This is a genomic window from Nocardioides sp. CF8, from assembly GCF_000389985.1.
GTDB lineage: Bacteria > Actinomycetota > Actinomycetes > Propionibacteriales > Nocardioidaceae > Nocardioides > Nocardioides allogilvus.
The window spans coordinates 3,972,946-3,988,796 of record NZ_CM001852.1 but is presented as its reverse complement, the minus strand read 5'-3'; the positions used below and the strand labels follow the sequence as shown (position 1 = coordinate 3,988,796).

General features: G+C 69.3%; 16 protein-coding genes and 2 pseudogenes. 3 read left to right on the top strand and 15 right to left on the bottom strand.

Features of this window, described 5'->3' with window-relative positions; translation table 11 throughout:
- Window positions 1-693: 693 nt before the first annotated feature.
- From CF8_RS21260 to CF8_RS19340, 14 genes and pseudogenes are all read right to left on the bottom strand, one after another.
- Entirely contained in the window at window positions 694-1,230 is a 537-nt protein-coding gene (locus CF8_RS21260) for a Na+/H+ antiporter NhaA (protein ID WP_010834792.1), read from the bottom strand.
- 57 nt (window positions 1,231-1,287) lie between these two features.
- Window positions 1,288-1,808 (bottom strand): annotated as a pseudogene (locus CF8_RS23730) (Na+/H+ antiporter NhaA).
- 37 nt (window positions 1,809-1,845) lie between these two features.
- Entirely contained in the window at window positions 1,846-1,980 is a 135-nt protein-coding gene (locus CF8_RS23545; protein WP_269634798.1) for a hypothetical protein, read from the bottom strand.
- A 47-nt stretch (window positions 1,981-2,027) separates the two neighbouring features.
- The gene (locus CF8_RS19385) at window positions 2,028-2,939 is read right to left on the bottom strand and encodes an FAS1-like dehydratase domain-containing protein (RefSeq protein ID WP_010834789.1); all 912 of its coding nucleotides are present in this window, start codon (window positions 2,937-2,939) and stop codon (window positions 2,028-2,030) included.
- Window positions 2,932-3,762: an HpcH/HpaI aldolase/citrate lyase family protein gene (locus CF8_RS19380; protein WP_036493733.1), complete on the bottom strand. Its 831-nt coding sequence runs from the start codon at window positions 3,760-3,762 to the stop codon at window positions 2,932-2,934. Before CF8_RS19380 ends, CF8_RS19385 begins: the two co-directional genes overlap by 8 nt.
- On the bottom strand, window positions 3,759-4,928 hold the full coding sequence (locus CF8_RS19375) for an acyl-CoA dehydrogenase family protein (RefSeq protein WP_010834787.1): 1,170 nt from the start codon (window positions 4,926-4,928) through the stop codon (window positions 3,759-3,761). Before CF8_RS19375 ends, CF8_RS19380 begins: the two co-directional genes overlap by 4 nt.
- Window positions 4,929-4,982: 54 nt before the next feature.
- Window positions 4,983-6,236: an MmgE/PrpD family protein gene (locus CF8_RS19370; RefSeq protein WP_010834786.1), complete on the bottom strand. Its 1,254-nt coding sequence runs from the start codon at window positions 6,234-6,236 to the stop codon at window positions 4,983-4,985.
- Complete coding sequence (locus CF8_RS19365) at window positions 6,233-7,423, bottom strand: CaiB/BaiF CoA transferase family protein (protein ID WP_010834785.1); 1,191 nt, start codon at window positions 7,421-7,423, stop codon at window positions 6,233-6,235. Before CF8_RS19365 ends, CF8_RS19370 begins: the two co-directional genes overlap by 4 nt.
- 67 nt (window positions 7,424-7,490) lie before the next feature.
- Entirely contained in the window at window positions 7,491-7,928 is a 438-nt protein-coding gene (locus tag CF8_RS19360; protein WP_010834784.1) for a PaaI family thioesterase, read from the bottom strand.
- Entirely contained in the window at window positions 7,918-8,148 is a 231-nt protein-coding gene (locus CF8_RS22715) for a 4-carboxymuconolactone decarboxylase domain protein (RefSeq protein ID WP_010834783.1), read from the bottom strand. The genes CF8_RS19360 and CF8_RS22715 overlap by 11 nt, the downstream gene beginning before the upstream one ends.
- Window positions 8,145-8,336: a hypothetical protein gene (locus CF8_RS22710; RefSeq protein WP_198016893.1), complete on the bottom strand. Its 192-nt coding sequence runs from the start codon at window positions 8,334-8,336 to the stop codon at window positions 8,145-8,147. Before CF8_RS22710 ends, CF8_RS22715 begins: the two co-directional genes overlap by 4 nt.
- Window positions 8,337-8,406: 70 nt before the next feature.
- Window positions 8,407-8,613 carry an NAD-binding protein gene (locus CF8_RS19350; RefSeq protein ID WP_084623174.1) on the bottom strand — a complete coding sequence of 69 codons (207 nt, stop codon included), beginning with the start codon at window positions 8,611-8,613 and terminating at the stop codon, window positions 8,407-8,409.
- 151 nt (window positions 8,614-8,764) lie between these two features.
- Window positions 8,765-9,463: pseudogene (locus tag CF8_RS21700) on the bottom strand (CoA transferase); the annotation flags it as partial.
- Window positions 9,460-10,818 carry an MFS transporter gene (locus CF8_RS19340; RefSeq protein ID WP_156887279.1) on the bottom strand — a complete coding sequence of 453 codons (1,359 nt, stop codon included), beginning with the start codon at window positions 10,816-10,818 and terminating at the stop codon, window positions 9,460-9,462. The pseudogene CF8_RS21700 and the gene CF8_RS19340, both read right to left, overlap by 4 nt.
- A 699-nt stretch (window positions 10,819-11,517) precedes the next feature.
- On the opposite strand from CF8_RS19340, the gene CF8_RS19335 reads away from it, so the two are divergent.
- Window positions 11,518-12,420, top strand: a complete 903-nt coding sequence (locus CF8_RS19335) for an acyl-CoA thioesterase (protein ID WP_051204278.1) — start codon at window positions 11,518-11,520, stop codon at window positions 12,418-12,420.
- On the opposite strand, the gene CF8_RS19330 is transcribed toward CF8_RS19335, so the two are convergent.
- Window positions 12,417-13,316: a LysR substrate-binding domain-containing protein gene (locus CF8_RS19330; protein ID WP_010834778.1), complete on the bottom strand. Its 900-nt coding sequence runs from the start codon at window positions 13,314-13,316 to the stop codon at window positions 12,417-12,419. The genes CF8_RS19335 and CF8_RS19330 overlap by 4 nt on opposite strands.
- An 83-nt stretch (window positions 13,317-13,399) precedes the next feature.
- Between CF8_RS19330 and CF8_RS19325 the strand changes: the two genes are divergently transcribed.
- Together CF8_RS19325 and CF8_RS19320 are read left to right on the top strand one after the other, a co-directional pair.
- Window positions 13,400-14,653, top strand: coding sequence for a CaiB/BaiF CoA transferase family protein (locus CF8_RS19325; RefSeq protein WP_010834777.1), 1,254 nt, complete (start codon window positions 13,400-13,402; stop codon window positions 14,651-14,653).
- A gap of 40 nt (window positions 14,654-14,693) precedes the next feature.
- On the top strand, window positions 14,694-15,842 hold the full coding sequence (locus CF8_RS19320; protein WP_010834776.1) for an acyl-CoA dehydrogenase family protein: 1,149 nt from the start codon (window positions 14,694-14,696) through the stop codon (window positions 15,840-15,842).
- The last annotated feature ends 9 nt before the right edge of the window (window positions 15,843-15,851 follow it).

Here is a 15,851-nt window from a genome sequence, read left to right as displayed (position 1 = left end):
GCCCTGAGTGGTCACTTCATACCGTCTAGGTCGCCAGCTTCACCCCAAATCGGTCCGCCGCAGGTCAGCAGCGCGGCGCCGTCTTCGAGGCTCGTTGGGTCGGTCCCCCTCTGCGATCCTCCGCGATTCAAAGCGCGCCCAAACCGCGCCCTCGGACAATCGGCTCCGATGGGTCACAACCCACCGCAGAGCACCTCCTACAAATCGAGGTGCGCCGGAGCCCGTCGCGGACCTGCCGGACGGCACGGTTCTCGTTGGGGTCGGTCAGGCCGTGGGTGCTGTGGACGTAGGTGATCACGCTGATGAAGTGGCCGAGGCTGATCGCGGCGAGACCGTCCGCGACGCGCTGGGTCGTGAAGGCACACATCGCGGCAGGGTCGGCCGGGGGCGGTTCGAATCCGCGCTCGGCGCACCCCGTGGCCCACGGTGCCCGCGCGTATTGGTAGATCTTGTGAGTGTCGGGCGCACGGGCGGCCTCACCAGCGCGGGTGATCCGCTCCAGGTCCTGGTCGGTCAGTTCCCGACGGGCCTGTCTCGAGCACGCTGGGGTGATGTCTGAGCGAAGGGCGTTGACGCGTTCCAGCCACTCCCCGGCATGAGGCCCGGGTCGGGTTCCGCCCGCATGCGCGCCACAGCCGCCACCCGTCCCCAAACCGGATCCGGCGTCCGGATCCTCGGTCGGTATACACTCTGTCAGGCCCCGCGCCAGGTGCCTTGATCTGTCGAGGTCGCGGCGACCGGGTCAGGCCGTGGTCTCATCCTTCCGGTCGCCGCTGGCACGGTGCACGAAGTAGCCCACGATCGCGGCGACGAGGCTTCCGACCATGATCCGAGCTTGGCCAGCTCGATGACCGCACCGTCGTCGAAGGCCAGCGTGGCCACGAAGATCGCCACGGTGAATCCGACCCCGGCGGTCATGGAGACTCCCAGGAGGCGAGTGCGGGTCATCCCGCTCGGGTATCTCGCCAGTCCCAGGCGGACCGTGAGCCAGGTGGTCGAGAAGATGCCCAGGGTCTTGCCGAGGACCAGACCGAGCGACACCCCGAGGACGACGGGATCGGTGGCCCACTCGCTCACCGGGACGGAAGGCAGCGGGAGGCCGGCGTTCGCGAAAGCGAACAGCGGCACTATGCCGAACGCGACATACGGTGCCAGACGGGACTCGACCCGATGCAGCGGCGATTGTGTCTCCAGGCTGAGCCGCCGGATCTCGCGCAAAGGTGTGGTCATTGGCCTCGTGCTCGTCGGCGGTCACGACACCGTCATCGGTCCGACTGATCACGTCGTTCACCAACGCCATTGCCACCTCCGGGTAGAGCGTCGGCGACAAGAGCGCGTAGGTCGGCGTGACCAGCCCGAAGGCGACGCCGATGATCGTCGGGTGGACCCCAGACTCGTGCAGGGCGAACCAACCGATCGTGCACGCACCCGCGCGTGCTGCACCAGCACGGCGGCAGCCAACGTGCCGGCGGCGACAAGCAGCCAGCCGAGCGCGATGCCGCCACTGTAGAACAGCGCGATGACCAGGATGGCCCCCAGATCGTCGACGATCGCGAGGGTCAGCAGGAAGAGCCTGGCGCCGAGCGGCACCCGGCTGCCCAGGAGGTGAGGACGGCCACGGCGAACGCGATGTCCGTGGCCATCGGGATCCCCCATCCGCTGGCGTAGGGGCCCCCGGCGTTGAACGCGGCGTAGGTCAAAGCCGGGGCGACCATCCCGCCGACGGCGGCGATGATGGGCAGCGCCGCCGCGCGCGGGTCCCTGAGCTCGCCGAAGACCATCTCCCGCTTGATCTCCAGCGAGACCATGAAGAAGAACAGGGTCATCAGGGCGTCGTTGACGAACTCACGGAAGGTAATCGAGGAGATCGAGCCCGCCGGCCTCGACCAGCAGGTGGCTCCCCCAGAACCGCTCGTAGTCGACGCCCCACGGGGAGTTCGCCACGCCGAGCCGTCGACCCGGACCGGTCCTCACGCTCATCTGGGAACGACATCGACATCCTCCTCAGTGTGCCCGCGCGCGTAGCCTCACGGGAGTCCACTCTCAAGGCAGAGCGCTTCCTGCGACCACATGCCCGCGGTCCGGCTCACACGTCCGATCGGGGGTGCTGGAGCCGCTACGGGCTCGAGCGGCTCGAGGGCGCCCACTGCGGTCACGGTGCCGCGAGCGTCGTGGACCTCAACCCCAGCCGCCACGCCAGCCTCCGTCGCGGCAACAGTGAACGTCTGCGGTCCGACCATCGGGCTGACCAGGCGGTAAGAAAAGGTCCGGCCGACCAGGCCGGCTCCCGACCGCCGGACCAGCTCCCCCATCATCAGCGCCTGGAGCGGGCCGTGCACAACGAGATCTTCGTATCCCTCCTGCCGGGCCCAGTGGTGGTCGTAGTGGATCCGGTGCGCGTTGTAGGTCAGGGCCGAGAAACGGAAGAGCAGCGCCTCGTCGACAGCGAGGGTCAGGCTGGGCTCGCGCGCCGGCGCCGGAGCCTCGTCCCCCGGCCCGCTCGCCGACGAGACCCGGGAGTCGGCGCTGCGGTAGACGATGTCGTTCTCGTCCACGATCAGCGTTCGGCCGTCCTGCGTGTAGTCGTGACGCACCGTCACGAAGGTCAGCGGGCCCGTCCGCCCCTGCTTCTCCCGGGTGTCGGAGACCCGGGTCGTGCGGGTGGCAGGGCGGCCGAAGACCAGCTCGCCGTACGTCGAGACCCTGCCGCCGGCGAACATGCGCTTGCGGCCCGGGCCGGGCGGCGCCGGGATGCCGAACGTGGGGTGGCCGTCGGGGCCGAGATCGGCGTGCGGGCGCCGCTCGAGCAGGTGGGTCCAGTGCCACAGCGGGGGCAGGGTGCCCTCGGGGACCTCGGTGCTCAGCAGGTTCGCCAACGCCTCGGCCTGCTCGTGAGCGATCACCTCGGTCCGCACGACCTGCTCCACCGCCTCACTCATCGTTGCTCCCCGCTCGGGACAGGATCGTGCGGGCTCTCGCCACGACCGGAGCATCGACCATGTGACCGTCCAGGCGAGCCGCTCCCTCCTCGCCGCTGTCGACGACCCGCCGCGCCCAGGCGACCTCCTCGTCACTCGGGCTCATCGCCGCGTTGACGGGCGCCACCTGACGGGGATGGATGCAGAGCTTCCCTGTGAGCCCCAGCCTCCGTGCGCGTACGGCGTCCTCGCGGGCGGCCTCCGGGTCGTCGAGGACGGTGGTCACGCCGTCGACGGGGCCGGGCAGGCCCGCGGCCCGGGAGGCCACCACCAGGGTCGACCTCGCCATCAGCATCGTCTCCTCGCCGGTGTCGGCATCGATGTCGACCGCGAAGTCGAGGTGTCCGAACGCAAGCCGGGCAACTCCCGCGGCGCCGGCCAGGTCGACCGCGCGGAGCAGGCCGGCGGCGGTCTCGACCAGCGCCACGACCTCGACGTCGGGGCCCAGCCGCTCGTGCAGGGCGGCCAGGGCTTCGGGTGAGTCGGCCATCGGCACCACCACGGCGAGAAGGCCGGGGAGCCCCGTCAACGCCGCGACGTCGTCGTCGTGGTGGGCGCTCGCGATTGCGTTGACGCGGACCGCGGCCCGTCCGCCCCCGCGCAGCCAGTCAGCGGCCGCCTCGCGGGCGGAGATCTTGTCGGCCTCAGGGACTGCGTCCTCCAGGTCGATCACCACCAGATCGGCCCCGCTGGCGACCGCCTTGTCGAAGCGAGCCGGATGGGTGCCCGGCACGAACAGCAGGGTCCGGGCGACGGCGGCGGGGCCCGCCGGTCGGGGGTTCATCGCGACCACGCCGTGCCCCGCTTCACGAGCTGCTTGGCGATGACGTTGCGCTGGATCTCGTTGGTGCCCTCCCCGACTATCATGAGCGGGGCGTCGCGGAAGTACCGCTCCACGTCGAACTCGGTCGAGTAGCCGTAGCCGCCGTGGATCCGGACGGCGTCGAGAGCGATCTGCATCGCGGCCTCGGAGGCGAACAGCTTGGCCATCCCGGCCTCCATGTCCGCCCGTTCACCGGCGTCGTAGCGGCGGGCGGCGTAGAGGGTGAGCTGTCGTGCGGCGGTGAGCTTGGTGGCCATCTCGGCTAGGTAGTTGCCGATGGACTGGTGCGTCCAGATCGGCACGCCGAAGCTCTCCCGCTCCTGGGCGTAGCGCAGCGAGTCCTCCACGGCTGCCCGCCCGACGCCTAGGGCCCGGCCGGCGACCTGGAGACGACCCACCTCGAGGCCACGCATCATCTGGCGGAACCCGTGACCCTCGGCCTCGCCGAGCAGAGAGGCGGCCGGGACCCGGAGGTTCTCGAAGACCAGCTCGCAGCTCTCGACACCCTTGTACCCGAGCTTCGGGAGGTCGCGGGAGATCGTCAGCCCGTCGAGGCCGCCCTCCTTGTCCACCAGCAGGATCGAGACGCCCTTGTGCTTGGGATCGGCGGCGGGGTCGGTCTTGCACATGAGGGCCACGAGGTCGGCGCGCCGCGCGTTGGAGATCCAGGTCTTGGACCCGTTGACGACGTACTCGTCGCCGTCGCGCCGCGCGCTGGTGCGCATCGCCTGGAGATCGGAGCCGCCGCCGGGCTCGGTCAGCGCCATGGTGGCGCGCAGCTCTCCGGTCGCCAGGCGCGGGAGGTAGGTGTCCTTCTGCGCCTGCGTGCCGTGGTCCTGGATCAGCTTGGCGACGACGGTGTGGCCGCCCATCGCCCCGGCCAGGCTCATCCAGCCCCGGGAGAGTTCCTCGGTGACCAGCACGTAGCAGGACGTGCTCACCTTCGCCTCGCCCCAAGGTTCGTCGATAGCCAGGCCATAGATGCCCATCTTCTTCATCGACTCGATGAGCGCCTCGGGGTAGGTGTTGGCGTGCTCGAGCTCCTGCACGACCGGTTTGACCTCGCGGTCAACGAACTCTCGGACGATGTCGACGATCGCCAACTCTTCCTCGGACAGGCCTTCCATGACGGGTTTCCCTTCAGGTGGGGTGGTGCGGGGCAGTGTGGGGGCTGGCCCGGCTCAGGGGCCGGTGAGGGTGCGGCGGAGCAGCGTGGCGCCGTCCTCCCAGGTGATGGCGGAGGCATCGACGTCGGTGCCGGCCAGGCAGGTGGACACCTTGTGCGCCAGCTCCTCCTCGGTCGGAGGGCGATGCGGGGATCCCGGCGGGTGCTGGAGCGTGGCCGTCAGGACGCCGTTGTCGGTGTGCACCTCGATGTCGACCTGCCCGGACAGCAGAGAGTCGCCGGGGCCCTCGAGCGTGACCTCCACGAGACGGAGTAGCCGCTGGGCCTCGGGCCGTCGTACGGCCTCGTCGGAGAACGCCTCGAAACCCTGCTGCTCGTCGAGGAGCGCGGTGGCCACGGCGTACTCCAGGCTGAACTTGCCCTGCAGCCCGTCTTCGGGGCGGTGGTGGATCAGCGGCTGCACGGTGGCCGGCGGGGTCCGCACCACGACTCGATGCACGGTGGCCGGGTTCCACCCGTGGTCGGGGGCGTCGCCCAGCGCGGCCGTGACCGCGCTGATCGGGCGCTGGAGCGCGTAACAGGCGGGGTACATCTTGATCGCGAGGCCGCCCGGGACCGCCGGGCCGTCCAAGTCAAGAGCCTCGGGGTCGCCCCCGACCAGCCTCAGCCAGGTGTCGACCGCGCTCAGGTCGGCGGTCGCGCCGGCGGCAGCCAGCGTGGCGGCCCGGATGCCGGCCTCGGCGGCGAAGCCGATCTGCAGCGCCTTCGCGTCGGTGCCGAACGCCCGCTGCACTCCTCCGGCAGCAGGGACCGCGAGGGCGATGGCACGTGCGGTCCGGTCGGCGTCGAGCCCGAGCGCGACCGCCGCGGTCACCGCCGCGCCCAGCGCTCCCGAGGTCGTGGTCGCGTGCCAACCCGAGGAGTAGTGCCGCCAGCCCAGTGCGGAGCCCACCCGCGCCATCACACCGGCACCGGCAAGGTACGCCGCGGCTCCGCCGCCGGTGGCCAGGGCGACCGGCACGCACACGGTGCTGAGGTGTCCTGTGGAGGGCATGTGCAGGTCGTCGAAGTCGATGACGTGGCAGGCCGCTGCCCACCGGGCGGCCTCCGTCAGGCTGGCACCCACCCGCAGGATGTGGTGCTCACGTGCCACGATGCCGACCGCGACGGTGTCGAGCAGTGCCCGGTCCGCCAGGGCCTGGTCCTCGGCTGTGGGACGCAGCGCGAGGGCCCACTCGGCCAGGGCCTGGGCCGCCGGGCGGGGCTCGGGCGCAGTCGGGACGGCAGGGGCGGTATCGAGCTCGGTCATGGCAGCAGCTCCGGGTCGTGGCGGGGTGTGTCGGCCCGACCGGACGGCTGGTCCAGGCCGAGCTCGCTGAGGATGGCGGTCGTGTGCTCGCCGGGAGCGGGGATGGGCCCGAGGGCGGGCTCCTCACCGTCGAGCATGGCGGGTGGCAGGAGGGTGCGTAGGGAGCCCACGGGTGAGCCGACCTCGCGCCAGCGGTCCCGGGCCTCGAGTTGGGGGTGCGCGGCGAGCCCCGCCAGGTCACGGAGCCGGGCGTTCGCTATGCCCGCCCGGTCCAGACGCCCCACGACCTCCTCGGCCGACACCCCGGCGAAGACCGTCTCGATGTAGTCGGTCAGGTCGCTGCGGTGGGTGACCCGCAGCGTGTTGGTCCGGAACCGCTCGTCGGTGGCGAGCTCCGGCTGCTCGAGCACGGTGGCGCAGAAGGTGGTCCATTCCCGCTCGTTCTGGATGCCGAGGAACGCCTGCTCGCCCCCATCGCACCGGAACGGGCCATAGGGAGCGATGGCGGCGTGCGACGCACCCGAGCGCGTCGGCGAGCTGCCGCCGTGCATCGAGTAGTTGAGAGGGAAGCCCATCCACTCGGCGAGCGCCTCCAGCATCGAGATCTCGATCGTTGCGCCCTCGCCGGTGCGGTACCGCCGCAGCAGGGCGGTGAGCACGCCGGTGTAGGCGTACATCCCGGCGGCGATGTCGGCCACGGAGATGCCGACCTTGCTGGGCTCCTCCGCGGTGCCGGTGATCGAGACCAGGCCCGCCTCGCACTGCACTAGCAGGTCGTAAGCCTTTTTGGTGGTGTAGGGCCCGCCGTCGCCGTAGCCGGAGATCGACACGTGGACCAGCCTGGGGTGCTGCGCGCGCAGGGTTTCGGCGCCGAGGTCGAGCCGCTCCGCTGCGCCGGGCGCGAGGTTCTGCACGAACACGTCGGCCTTGGCCACCAGGGCGCGCATCGCCGCCCGACCGGCTTCGCTCTTGAGGTCGAGGGCTATCGACTCCTTCGAGCGGTTCAGCCACACGAAGTGGCTCGACATGCCCTTCACGGTCTCGTCGTAGCCGCGCGCGAAGTCACCGGGACCTGGACGCTCCACCTTGATCACGCGGGCACCGAGGTCGGCGAGCTGTCGGGTGGCGAAGGGCGCCGCGACGGCCTGCTCCAGCGAAACCACGGTGAGTCCCTCGAGCGTCAGCATGTTAGTACCTCCAAAAATGTACGGCCATATTAGAAATAGTACGCACGTAGTGTCAAGGTCGGGTTTCTCACGGGTCCGGCTGGACCACGAGCTGGGTCTGCGTGACGACGGCGGTCGTCCGGCCGGTCTCGTCGCTCACCGTCGTCTGCCACACCGACGTACGCCGGCCCCGGTGCAACGGGGCGCACACCCCCCGCAGGGTCTGACCCAGCGGGATCGCCCGGAGGAAGTTGGTCTTGCTCTCCAGGGTCGTCGTGCGGGTGCCCGCGGGCAGGTTGAGGCTCGCCGCCGTCCCGCCGAGGTTGTCGGCGAAGGCCATGATCACCCCACCGTGCAGGACTCCGTTGCGGTTGCCGAGCTCCGGGGCGAGGTGGAGCTCTCCCACCACCTCGTCGCGTCGGAAGCTGACCAGGCGCATGCCCACGAACTGGGCAAAGGGGGGCTGGGCCTCCGCGACGGCGCGCAGCTGCGCGTCGTCATCGGGGTCACCCAGCTCAGGCGCCACCGGACCCGCCCTCGTGCACGGCCACCGACGGCTCGATGCCCTCGGCGCCGACGACCTCGCACCACGCGTCGAAGCCGGTCTGGAACGCGACGATGCCCGCCTCCGGGAGCGAGATCTCGATCGCCTCCAGGATGTCCTTCGCACTCACGCCCAGGTCGAGCGCCACCCGGATGTGGCTCTGGATGTGCCCCTTCGACGCCCACATCACCGTCAGGCTCACGATGAAGTCAGCTCCTTCGTCCTGCGGTCCAGCGTCCTCGGCTCGAGGTAGGCGGCACCTACCAGACCATTGGTCGTCTGCAGCACATCGAAGTCGTGACGCGCCATGATCTTGTGGTAGTCGAAGACGTACCCGCGCAACCTCGCCATCTCGTCGATGTACGCCTGCTTCTCGTCTTCCGTCGCCATGTGGGTCTCCTGTGGGTTTGGGTTTGGGGTTGGGGATGAGGGTGGTTCCGTGTGCTCGTGGTGGGGCTGCTCAGCTGCTCGGTCCGCGACCGGCTCTCGACGTACGCCGCGACATCGGCGTGCCGGTCGCGTGGGCGAGGTCCAGTGCTGTCCGCAGGTCCTTGACCACGAGCGGGAGGCTGAATCCCGAGTCGAAGGCGCGGGACAGCACGAACTTCTCCATCTTGACCTCGGTCGCGTGGTTGCGCCCGGTGGAGCCGTTGATGACCTCGAGCATCACCCGCGGGTCCAGTCCGAAGGCCGACCCCACCGCCGTGCCGCATGGCCGAGAACGGGCTCAGCGATGCCGACGCCATGAGGTAGCCCAAGTTGCCGGCGAGCGCCAGAGCGACGCCCTCCAGCGCGACCCGGACCTGTTGACCCTCCCCGGTGGCCGTGCGATGCCGCTCGGCGGCGAGCAGACCGGTCGCCAGGTAGAGCCCTGCCGCAACATCCCAAGCTGGGAGCACGGTGTTGACCGGAGCCTCAGAGCCTTCGGGGCCGGTGACGAGCGGGAAGCCGGTGCGCGCCTGCACGGTGTAGTCCACGGCGGTGCCGCCGGTGCGCAAGCCAGTCAGCTGCACGTGGACGAGATCCTTTCGTCGCGCGCGGAGTGCTTCGAACCCGAGGTCTGGCCAGCACTCGGTGTTGCTGACCAGAATGCCGCCTCCGGGACCTCCCTCCACCACGAGGTCGGCAACGAGAGCCCGTCCCTCCGGACGGGCTACGTCGACCTCGACGGCGCGCTTGCCCCGGTTGAGGCCGGTCCAGTAGAGGCTCGCGCCGTTGGCCGCGAGTGGCCAACGGCCACGGCCAGCCTCACCGCCAAGTCGCTCCACGCGGATCACCTCGGCGCCGAGCTGGTCCAGCCCCACGAATACCACTGTGTCGGTGGCTGGCCCGATGCGTCCGCGCGCGACCACCTCGCGATCCTCGATGGGCTTCGGAACCGGGCTCCGCAAGTTGTGCGCACCGCAATGGAGGAACACATCAACTACATCGGCGAGTTGCTCATCGACCACGCCGACCTGCCAGACCCACGCGGCAAGAGCAGTTGAGGGCGTTCCTGGCAGGATCGTGGCGCTCATGCCAGCCTCACCTCGTCCCCAGGCATCGGCGGGGGCGGCGGACCCGCCATGACAAGGGCGAGCGTGCTGCCCGCGAGCACGGCGGGGCCGCCGTACACCAGCACGAGGTGACCGCTCGGGTAGGTCAGCGCCACCCAGGCGTAGCCCATCGCGAGGCCTGAGAACCGCATCATGTTGTGGATGCCAAGAGCACTGCCGTGCCCGGAGGCTTCCGAACGCATGACGCCGAGTCCGGCGATAGCCTGCACCGCCCCGATCGCAGCGCCGATGAAAATCAGCAGCAGGACCGTACCGGCCACGGCCTCCGACTGGCCCGGCGCTGCCGAAAGGACAAGAGCCATCGTGATCGGACCAATCAAAAGTCCGGCGAGGCCAAGGTGCAGCACCCGCCGCGCAGTGATCCGCTCACCAGCCCGGGGGGACAGCGGCGCCGACAGCGCCATCGAGGCGGCCAGAGCCAGAGTCACGAGGCCGATCTGACTCGGGGACATGGCGTACTCCTGACCGAGGCGGAGCGGGGTTGCCACCATCATCACCCCGAGGCAGGCCATCACGGTCGTGGCTGCCGCAGTGCTCCGCAGGTAGCGCGCCTCGATGAGCAGCCGCGGCTCGACCAGGGCTCGAGGGCTGCGTCGGGCCAGCCGCGCGTGCAGGAAGAGCGCACCGGCGCCCGCGCCACCGAGCGCACCCGCCACGGCGGCGGCGCCACCCTGGCCGGCCCAGGTCAGCGCGGCGACCATGCCGCCCACGCCGATGACCAGCGTGAGCATGCCCGAGACGTGCATGGGAGGCCGTCCACGCGGAGCGGCCGGCACCTTGAGGTACAACAGCGTGGCGAGCAGCGCACTGAGCATGGCATGCGTCACGAAGACGCCGCGCCAGCCGGTCAGGTCGGCGACGAACCCCCCGAGCGGCGGGCCGAGCGCCTGCCCCACACCGATGGCAGATGCCCAAGCGGCCATCACCCGCGCGCGTTGACCGGTCCAGAACGCGCCCAGCGTCTGCTGTACCGCCGGTGGGATGGCCGAGCACGCAACACCCTGGAGTGCCCGCATAGCGACGAGCACCCACAGGTTGGGGCTCAGCGCGGCGCCCAGGCCGGCGAGCACCATGAGCGCGAGCGACGAGATCAGAAAGGTCCGGGCACCGAGGCGCTCGGAGAGCCAGCCGGCAAGCGGAGCGAACATCACCATCGCGAGGGTGAACGCGCTCACCGCGAAGACGATCTGACGCGCGGAAACGCCGAGGTCTTCGGCGATCATGTTGATAGGCGAGATGATGAGCGTACTCGACAGTGTGCCCAGCGTCGTGCTGGCGAGCAGCACGACATAGGCGATCTGTCCAGGTTGCCTCACGGTCCGACCAGACTCGAGACTGTCACCACCGGTGCAGCCGGACGATGTCAATCTTCTCGGGCAGCAGGCGTACGTGCTTATGGGCTGGACGCGGGTGCTGGGTCAAAGTTTGACGGCTGCTGGGGGCCATCCGGTGTGCTCCATCACCGTCCTCGATGCCCACCCCGCGGTGGACCCGTGCCAGCTGGAGCTCATGGACGCTGCTGGAACGGCGGAACACATCACGCCGCGTGTTCACCGTGAAGCCGCCTGGTCCACGGACCAGCGAGGCCCCGACGGCTGCGCGGGCGCGCACCGGCCTGTGCGCCGCTCCTCGCAGGCGAGAGCGTCTTCTGGGGCGAAGACGGACCCGTGGCTCGTTCGCGCGTGCTGTGCCGGAGCCTCGCGCCACAGCTCCAGTGCGCCGACGGTCGTGTCTGAACTGATTGGCCGGACTCGGGCGCCCTCGTCGAAGCGAGCGCATCGGAAGCGGTGACCACGGCTGCCAACAGAGTCAACCTTCGTCATCGCGTCTCCCTGTGGCTTTCGTGACCGGGCACCAGGCTCACGTTGCACGTCATTGTGTCGAGAACCGGCGCACGCATCCAATACTTTATGTTCACCCGATTGTTATCAGAGACGCATCAATACGGTCCACGAGCCCGGGCAAACGGAAGAATCGCGACTACGATGCCAGCGAAGCAACATCAAGGAGCTGTCATGTGCGGATCGACGTCACAACGCCAAGAGAAGCGCGCCGCCTTGACTCTGCATGAACTCCTCCATCTACTCGCGCTTGAGGCGGGGCCGACCGACGGCGCTGGGGACGTCTTCGTGGGTCGGTCCCAGTCACAGCCCAAGGACCGGGTATTCGGCGGCTTGCAACTCGCTCAGGCCGTGGTCGCGGCCGGGCGGACGGTCCCGAGGAGCCACCGTGCACTCAGTCTTCAGGCCGACTTCCTGGCCGGTGTCCCCACGGGCGCACCGCTCCGGTGGCGGGTCGAGCGACTGTCTGACGCCCGGTCCCTGTCCACGCGACGCACCAGCCTCGTGTCCGACAACGGGACCGAGCTGTTCACCGCCGTGTCGCGATGGGGGACGGTGCGGGAGGACATGCCCGTGCATCTTCCGGTCCGGCCACTCCCGGCACCCGCGCCCGAAGAGCTCCCTGAACTCGCCGATCGCTTCGCCGACGACGAGAGAGTGCCGCCGTGGTGGCGCATGGAGCGACCAGTCGCGTTTCGGCACACTACGGCACCGCCGTACCTTGAGGTTGTTGAACCCCGCCAGGACCACCAGACCGTCTGGGTGCGCGCCACCGCCCCCGTTCCCGACGACGAGGTCGTTCGCGCCGCTGTCGTCGCCTACATCTCTGACATGAGTCTTCTCGAGGGCGTGTTCCGCGCCCTCGGGTCACGTCGGCACGCCGAGGGCAGCCAGATCCTCAGTCTCACTCACACCCTGACGTGGCACCACCACCCAGACCTCACGGACTGGCACCAGTTCGACTGTCGGATCCGGGCGGTCTCACACGGCCGCACGCTCGGCACCGGGGAGATCTTCGACCGCGAGGGCCGTCACGTGGTCTCCGCCAGCCAGCTCGGCCTCATACGGTTGGCCTAGATGACCGGACGGGGGAGCGCCAACTCGGAGGCTCGGAGCACCTCGCGCAACGCGGGGCTGTTGTCGTGCACCCGCCACGCCAGCCGGGTGTACGACGGATCGCGACCCTCGACGAGGCGGACCACAGCGATGCCCTCCGCTGGCACGTTGGCGACGGCCGTGTCGATGCTGAACGTGATGCCGACGCCGGCCGCCACGAGCGCCATCACCGTCCAGGAGTCGGGAGCCACCTGCACGATGTTGGGGGCAAAGTCCGCTTGGTAGCAGGCCCGGATGAACGCGTCGCGCACACTCGAGCCAGGATCGGCGGGCAGCGCCACGAACTGCTCGTCGCGGCAGTCGGCCATGCTGACCTCGTCGCGGTCGCTGAGCCGGTGGCCCTCCTGGACGACGAGGACGTAGTGCTCGGCAGCAACCACCCGGGAGGCGATCCCAGGTGGCTCCACTTCCCAGCGCACGATCGCGAGGTCCATCGAACCTTCGAACACCAAGCGCAGCGCCTCGTATGCGTATGTCACGCTCTGCAGGTTGAGTTCAATGCCGGGCTGCCGCTCCCGGATCAAGCGGACGAGCTTTCCGATCCATAGGTAGGACGACGGGCCGGCGAACCCCAGCCGCACGCGTCCGGTCTCCCCGACCCCAGCGGCACGGACCGCCGAGCGCGCGGTGCGGCATCCCTCGAACACCTCGCGAGCCGGTCCGACTAGCGCCTCCCCCGCGGAGGTCAACCGAACGCTGCGCGTAGTCCGCTCGAACAGTTGGGACCCGAGGTCCCGTTCGAGCTGCTTGATGGTGCGACTCAGCGGCGGTTGCGCCATGTGGAGACGCTCGGCAGCGCGACCGAAGTGCAGCTCCTCGGCGACCGCGAGGAACGCGTCGAGCTGGTGGAGATCCATGGCACATTATGTACCTAAGCTGCAAAAATGGCCTAGCAATTGAGTATTGGACTTCGCACAATCCTTCGGACATCTTGGAGGCCATGACCGCTGGCACACCTTCTGCGCTGCCTCTTGCCGACGTCATCGTGGTCGCGCTCGAGCAGGCGGTGGCCGCGCCGCTGGCCACCCGCCATCTCGCCGACCTCGGTGCTCGCGTCATCAAGATCGAGCGGCTCGGCGAGGGCGACTTTGCGCGCAACTACGACGACGCGGTGCACGGACTTGCCTCCCACTTCGTGTGGCTCAACCGCGGCAAGGAGTCGATCGCCCTCGACCTCAAGAGCGAGGAGGGGCGGGCCGCGGCACGGGCCCTGATCGCCAAGGCGGACGTCTTTGTGCAGAACTCCGCACCCGGCGCGGCCACTCGGCTCGGCCTCGATGCTGAGACCCTTCGAGCGGCCGACCCGCGCCTGGTGATGGTCAACATCTCCGGCTACGGCACAGAGGGTCCCCGGCGCGATCGCAAGGCCTACGACATGCTCATTCAGGCCGAGTCTGGCCTCATCTCGGTCACCGGCACCCCGGACACCGCCACCAAGACTGGCGTGCCCAGCGCCGACATCGCCGCAGGTCTCTACGCCACCAACTCCGTGCTCGCCGCGCTTTTCCGCCGTGAACGCACCGGAGAAGGTGCGACGGTCGACGTCTCCATGTTCGACGCCACCGCAGAATGGCTCGGCCATCCGATGTATGTGCAGATGTACGCAGGGCGGCAGATTCCGCGCATGGGCCTGAGCCACGCTTCCATCGCGCCGTACAACGCTTTCCCGACCCGGGACGGGCAAATTCTTATCGGCGTCCAGAACGACCGCGGCTGGCAGCGTTTGATTGGTGAGGTTCTCAAGCGCCCCGACCTCGTCCACGATCCGTCGTTCCGCACCAACGTGCTCCGGGTCGCCAACCGCGCTGCCTGCGACCAATTGGTGGCCGACGAGACCCGCGCCTGGACCACCGCTGAGCTCGACGACCGTCTCGCCGCTGCTGGAGTGCCTGCCGCCCAGCTCAACGACATGCGGGGGCTCATCGACCATCCGCAGCTCAGCGCGCGTGACCGCTGGCGCGAGGTCGACACGCCGGCCGGCCCCGTCCGCGCGATCCTGCCGCCGATGACCTTCCAGGACGTCGAGCTCGCCATGGGTGCGGTCCCCGACCTCGGCGAGCACACCGACGGTGTCTTAGGTGAGCTTGGTTACTCGCCCGGCGACATCGATCGGCTTTGCCTCGACGGCGTCGCAGGACGGCCTGCCCAGGCAGCATCGGGCCGGCCATCCGAGCCCGTCGACCCCGCTCCATAGCCACCAGCCCAGTCCAAGCCCCAGATCAGGAGACCGACGCATGGAGAACGAAGATTTCGAGGCCATCCTCGAACCTGTCCGCGCCTTCATCCGCCGTGAGGTGGTGCCCGCCGAGGACGAGATCGAGGAGACCGACCGAATCCCGGAGCGGCTCAAGAAGCAGGCCGCCGAGATGGGCCTGTTCGGCTACGCCATCCCTGAGGAGTACGGCGGCCTGGGCTTCACCATGACCGAGGAGGTGCGTCTCGCCATTGAGCTCGGCTGGACGACGCCGTCGTTCCGCTCGATGTTCGGCACCAACAACGGAATCGCCGGTCAGGTGCTGGTGAACTTCGGTACCGAGGAGCAGAAGCACCGCTTCCTTCCCCGGCTCGCCTCCGGTGAGCTGGTGGCCTCGTTCGCCCTCACCGAGTCAGAGGCCGGGTCCGACCCCAGCGGCCTGCGCACGAAGGCGATCCGCACCGGCGACCACTACGTGCTCAACGGGCAGAAGCGGTTCATCACCAACGCCCCCGACGCCGACCTGTTCATGGTCTTCGCACGCACCGACGAGTCCACCGAGGGCACGAAGGGCATCTCGGTCTTCGCCGTGGACGCCACGTCGGAGGGCGTGACCATCGGGCCCAAGGACGCCAAGATGGGCCAGAGGGGCGCCGTCACCGCCGAAGTCTTCTTCGACGACGTCAAGGTCTCTCCCGAGGACCTGGTCGGCGGCGTCGAGGGAGAGGGCTTCGGGGCAGCGATGCGCTCGCTGGCCAAGGGGCGGCTGCACATCGCGGCGCTCTGTGTCGGGCTCGCCCAGCGGCTATTGCACGAGAGTGTGACGCACGCGTCCGCAAGCAAGCAGGGGGGCCACCCCATCGCGGAGTTCCAGCTCGTGCAGGCGATGCTCGCCGACTCCCACACCGAGATGTACGCCGGCCGCGCGATGGTCCTCGAGGCCGCCCGCGCCTACGACGACGGGACCGACCAGCGTCTGGCGCCCTCAAGCTGCAAGTTGTTCTGTTCCGAGATGGTCGACCGCGTCGCCGACCGAGCGGTGCAGGTCCACGGCGGTCTCGGCTACATGCGGTCGGTCCCGGTGGAGCGCTTCTACCGTGACGCGCGGCTCTTTCGACTCTACGAGGGCACCAGCGAGGTGCAAAGGGTGATTATCGCCAAGCTGCTGGTGCGAGGGGCCGGAAAGTGACCGAGCCGA

Bases quoted from the DNA above. Each gene is read 5' to 3' on its own strand.
- CF8_RS19365 (WP_010834785.1), bottom strand. From the start codon at position 7,423: ATGCTGACGCTCGAGGGACTCACCGTGGTTTCGCTGGAGCAGGCCGTC.
- CF8_RS19385 (WP_010834789.1), bottom strand. From the start codon at position 2,939: ATGAGTGAGGCGGTGGAGCAGGTCGTGCGGACCGAGGTGATCGCTCAC.
- CF8_RS19330 (WP_010834778.1), bottom strand. From the start codon at position 13,316: ATGGATCTCCACCAGCTCGACGCGTTCCTCGCGGTCGCCGAGGAGCTG.
- CF8_RS19320 (WP_010834776.1), top strand. From the start codon at position 14,694: ATGGAGAACGAAGATTTCGAGGCCATCCTCGAACCTGTCCGCGCCTTC.
- CF8_RS19380 (WP_036493733.1), bottom strand. From the start codon at position 3,762: ATGAACCCCCGACCGGCGGGCCCCGCCGCCGTCGCCCGGACCCTGCTG.
- CF8_RS19350 (WP_084623174.1), bottom strand. From the start codon at position 8,613: ATGCTCGAGGTCATCAACGGCTCCACCGGGCGCAACCACGCGACCGAG.
- CF8_RS19370 (WP_010834786.1), bottom strand. From the start codon at position 6,236: ATGACCGAGCTCGATACCGCCCCTGCCGTCCCGACTGCGCCCGAGCCC.
- CF8_RS21260 (WP_010834792.1), bottom strand. From the start codon at position 1,230: ATGACCACACCTTTGCGCGAGATCCGGCGGCTCAGCCTGGAGACACAA.
- CF8_RS19375 (WP_010834787.1), bottom strand. From the start codon at position 4,928: ATGGAAGGCCTGTCCGAGGAAGAGTTGGCGATCGTCGACATCGTCCGA.
- CF8_RS23545 (WP_269634798.1), bottom strand. From the start codon at position 1,980: ATGAGCGTGAGGACCGGTCCGGGTCGACGGCTCGGCGTGGCGAACTCC.
- CF8_RS19335 (WP_051204278.1), top strand. From the start codon at position 11,518: ATGTGCGGATCGACGTCACAACGCCAAGAGAAGCGCGCCGCCTTGACT.
- CF8_RS19325 (WP_010834777.1), top strand. From the start codon at position 13,400: ATGACCGCTGGCACACCTTCTGCGCTGCCTCTTGCCGACGTCATCGTG.
- CF8_RS22710 (WP_198016893.1), bottom strand. From the start codon at position 8,336: ATGGCGACGGAAGACGAGAAGCAGGCGTACATCGACGAGATGGCGAGG.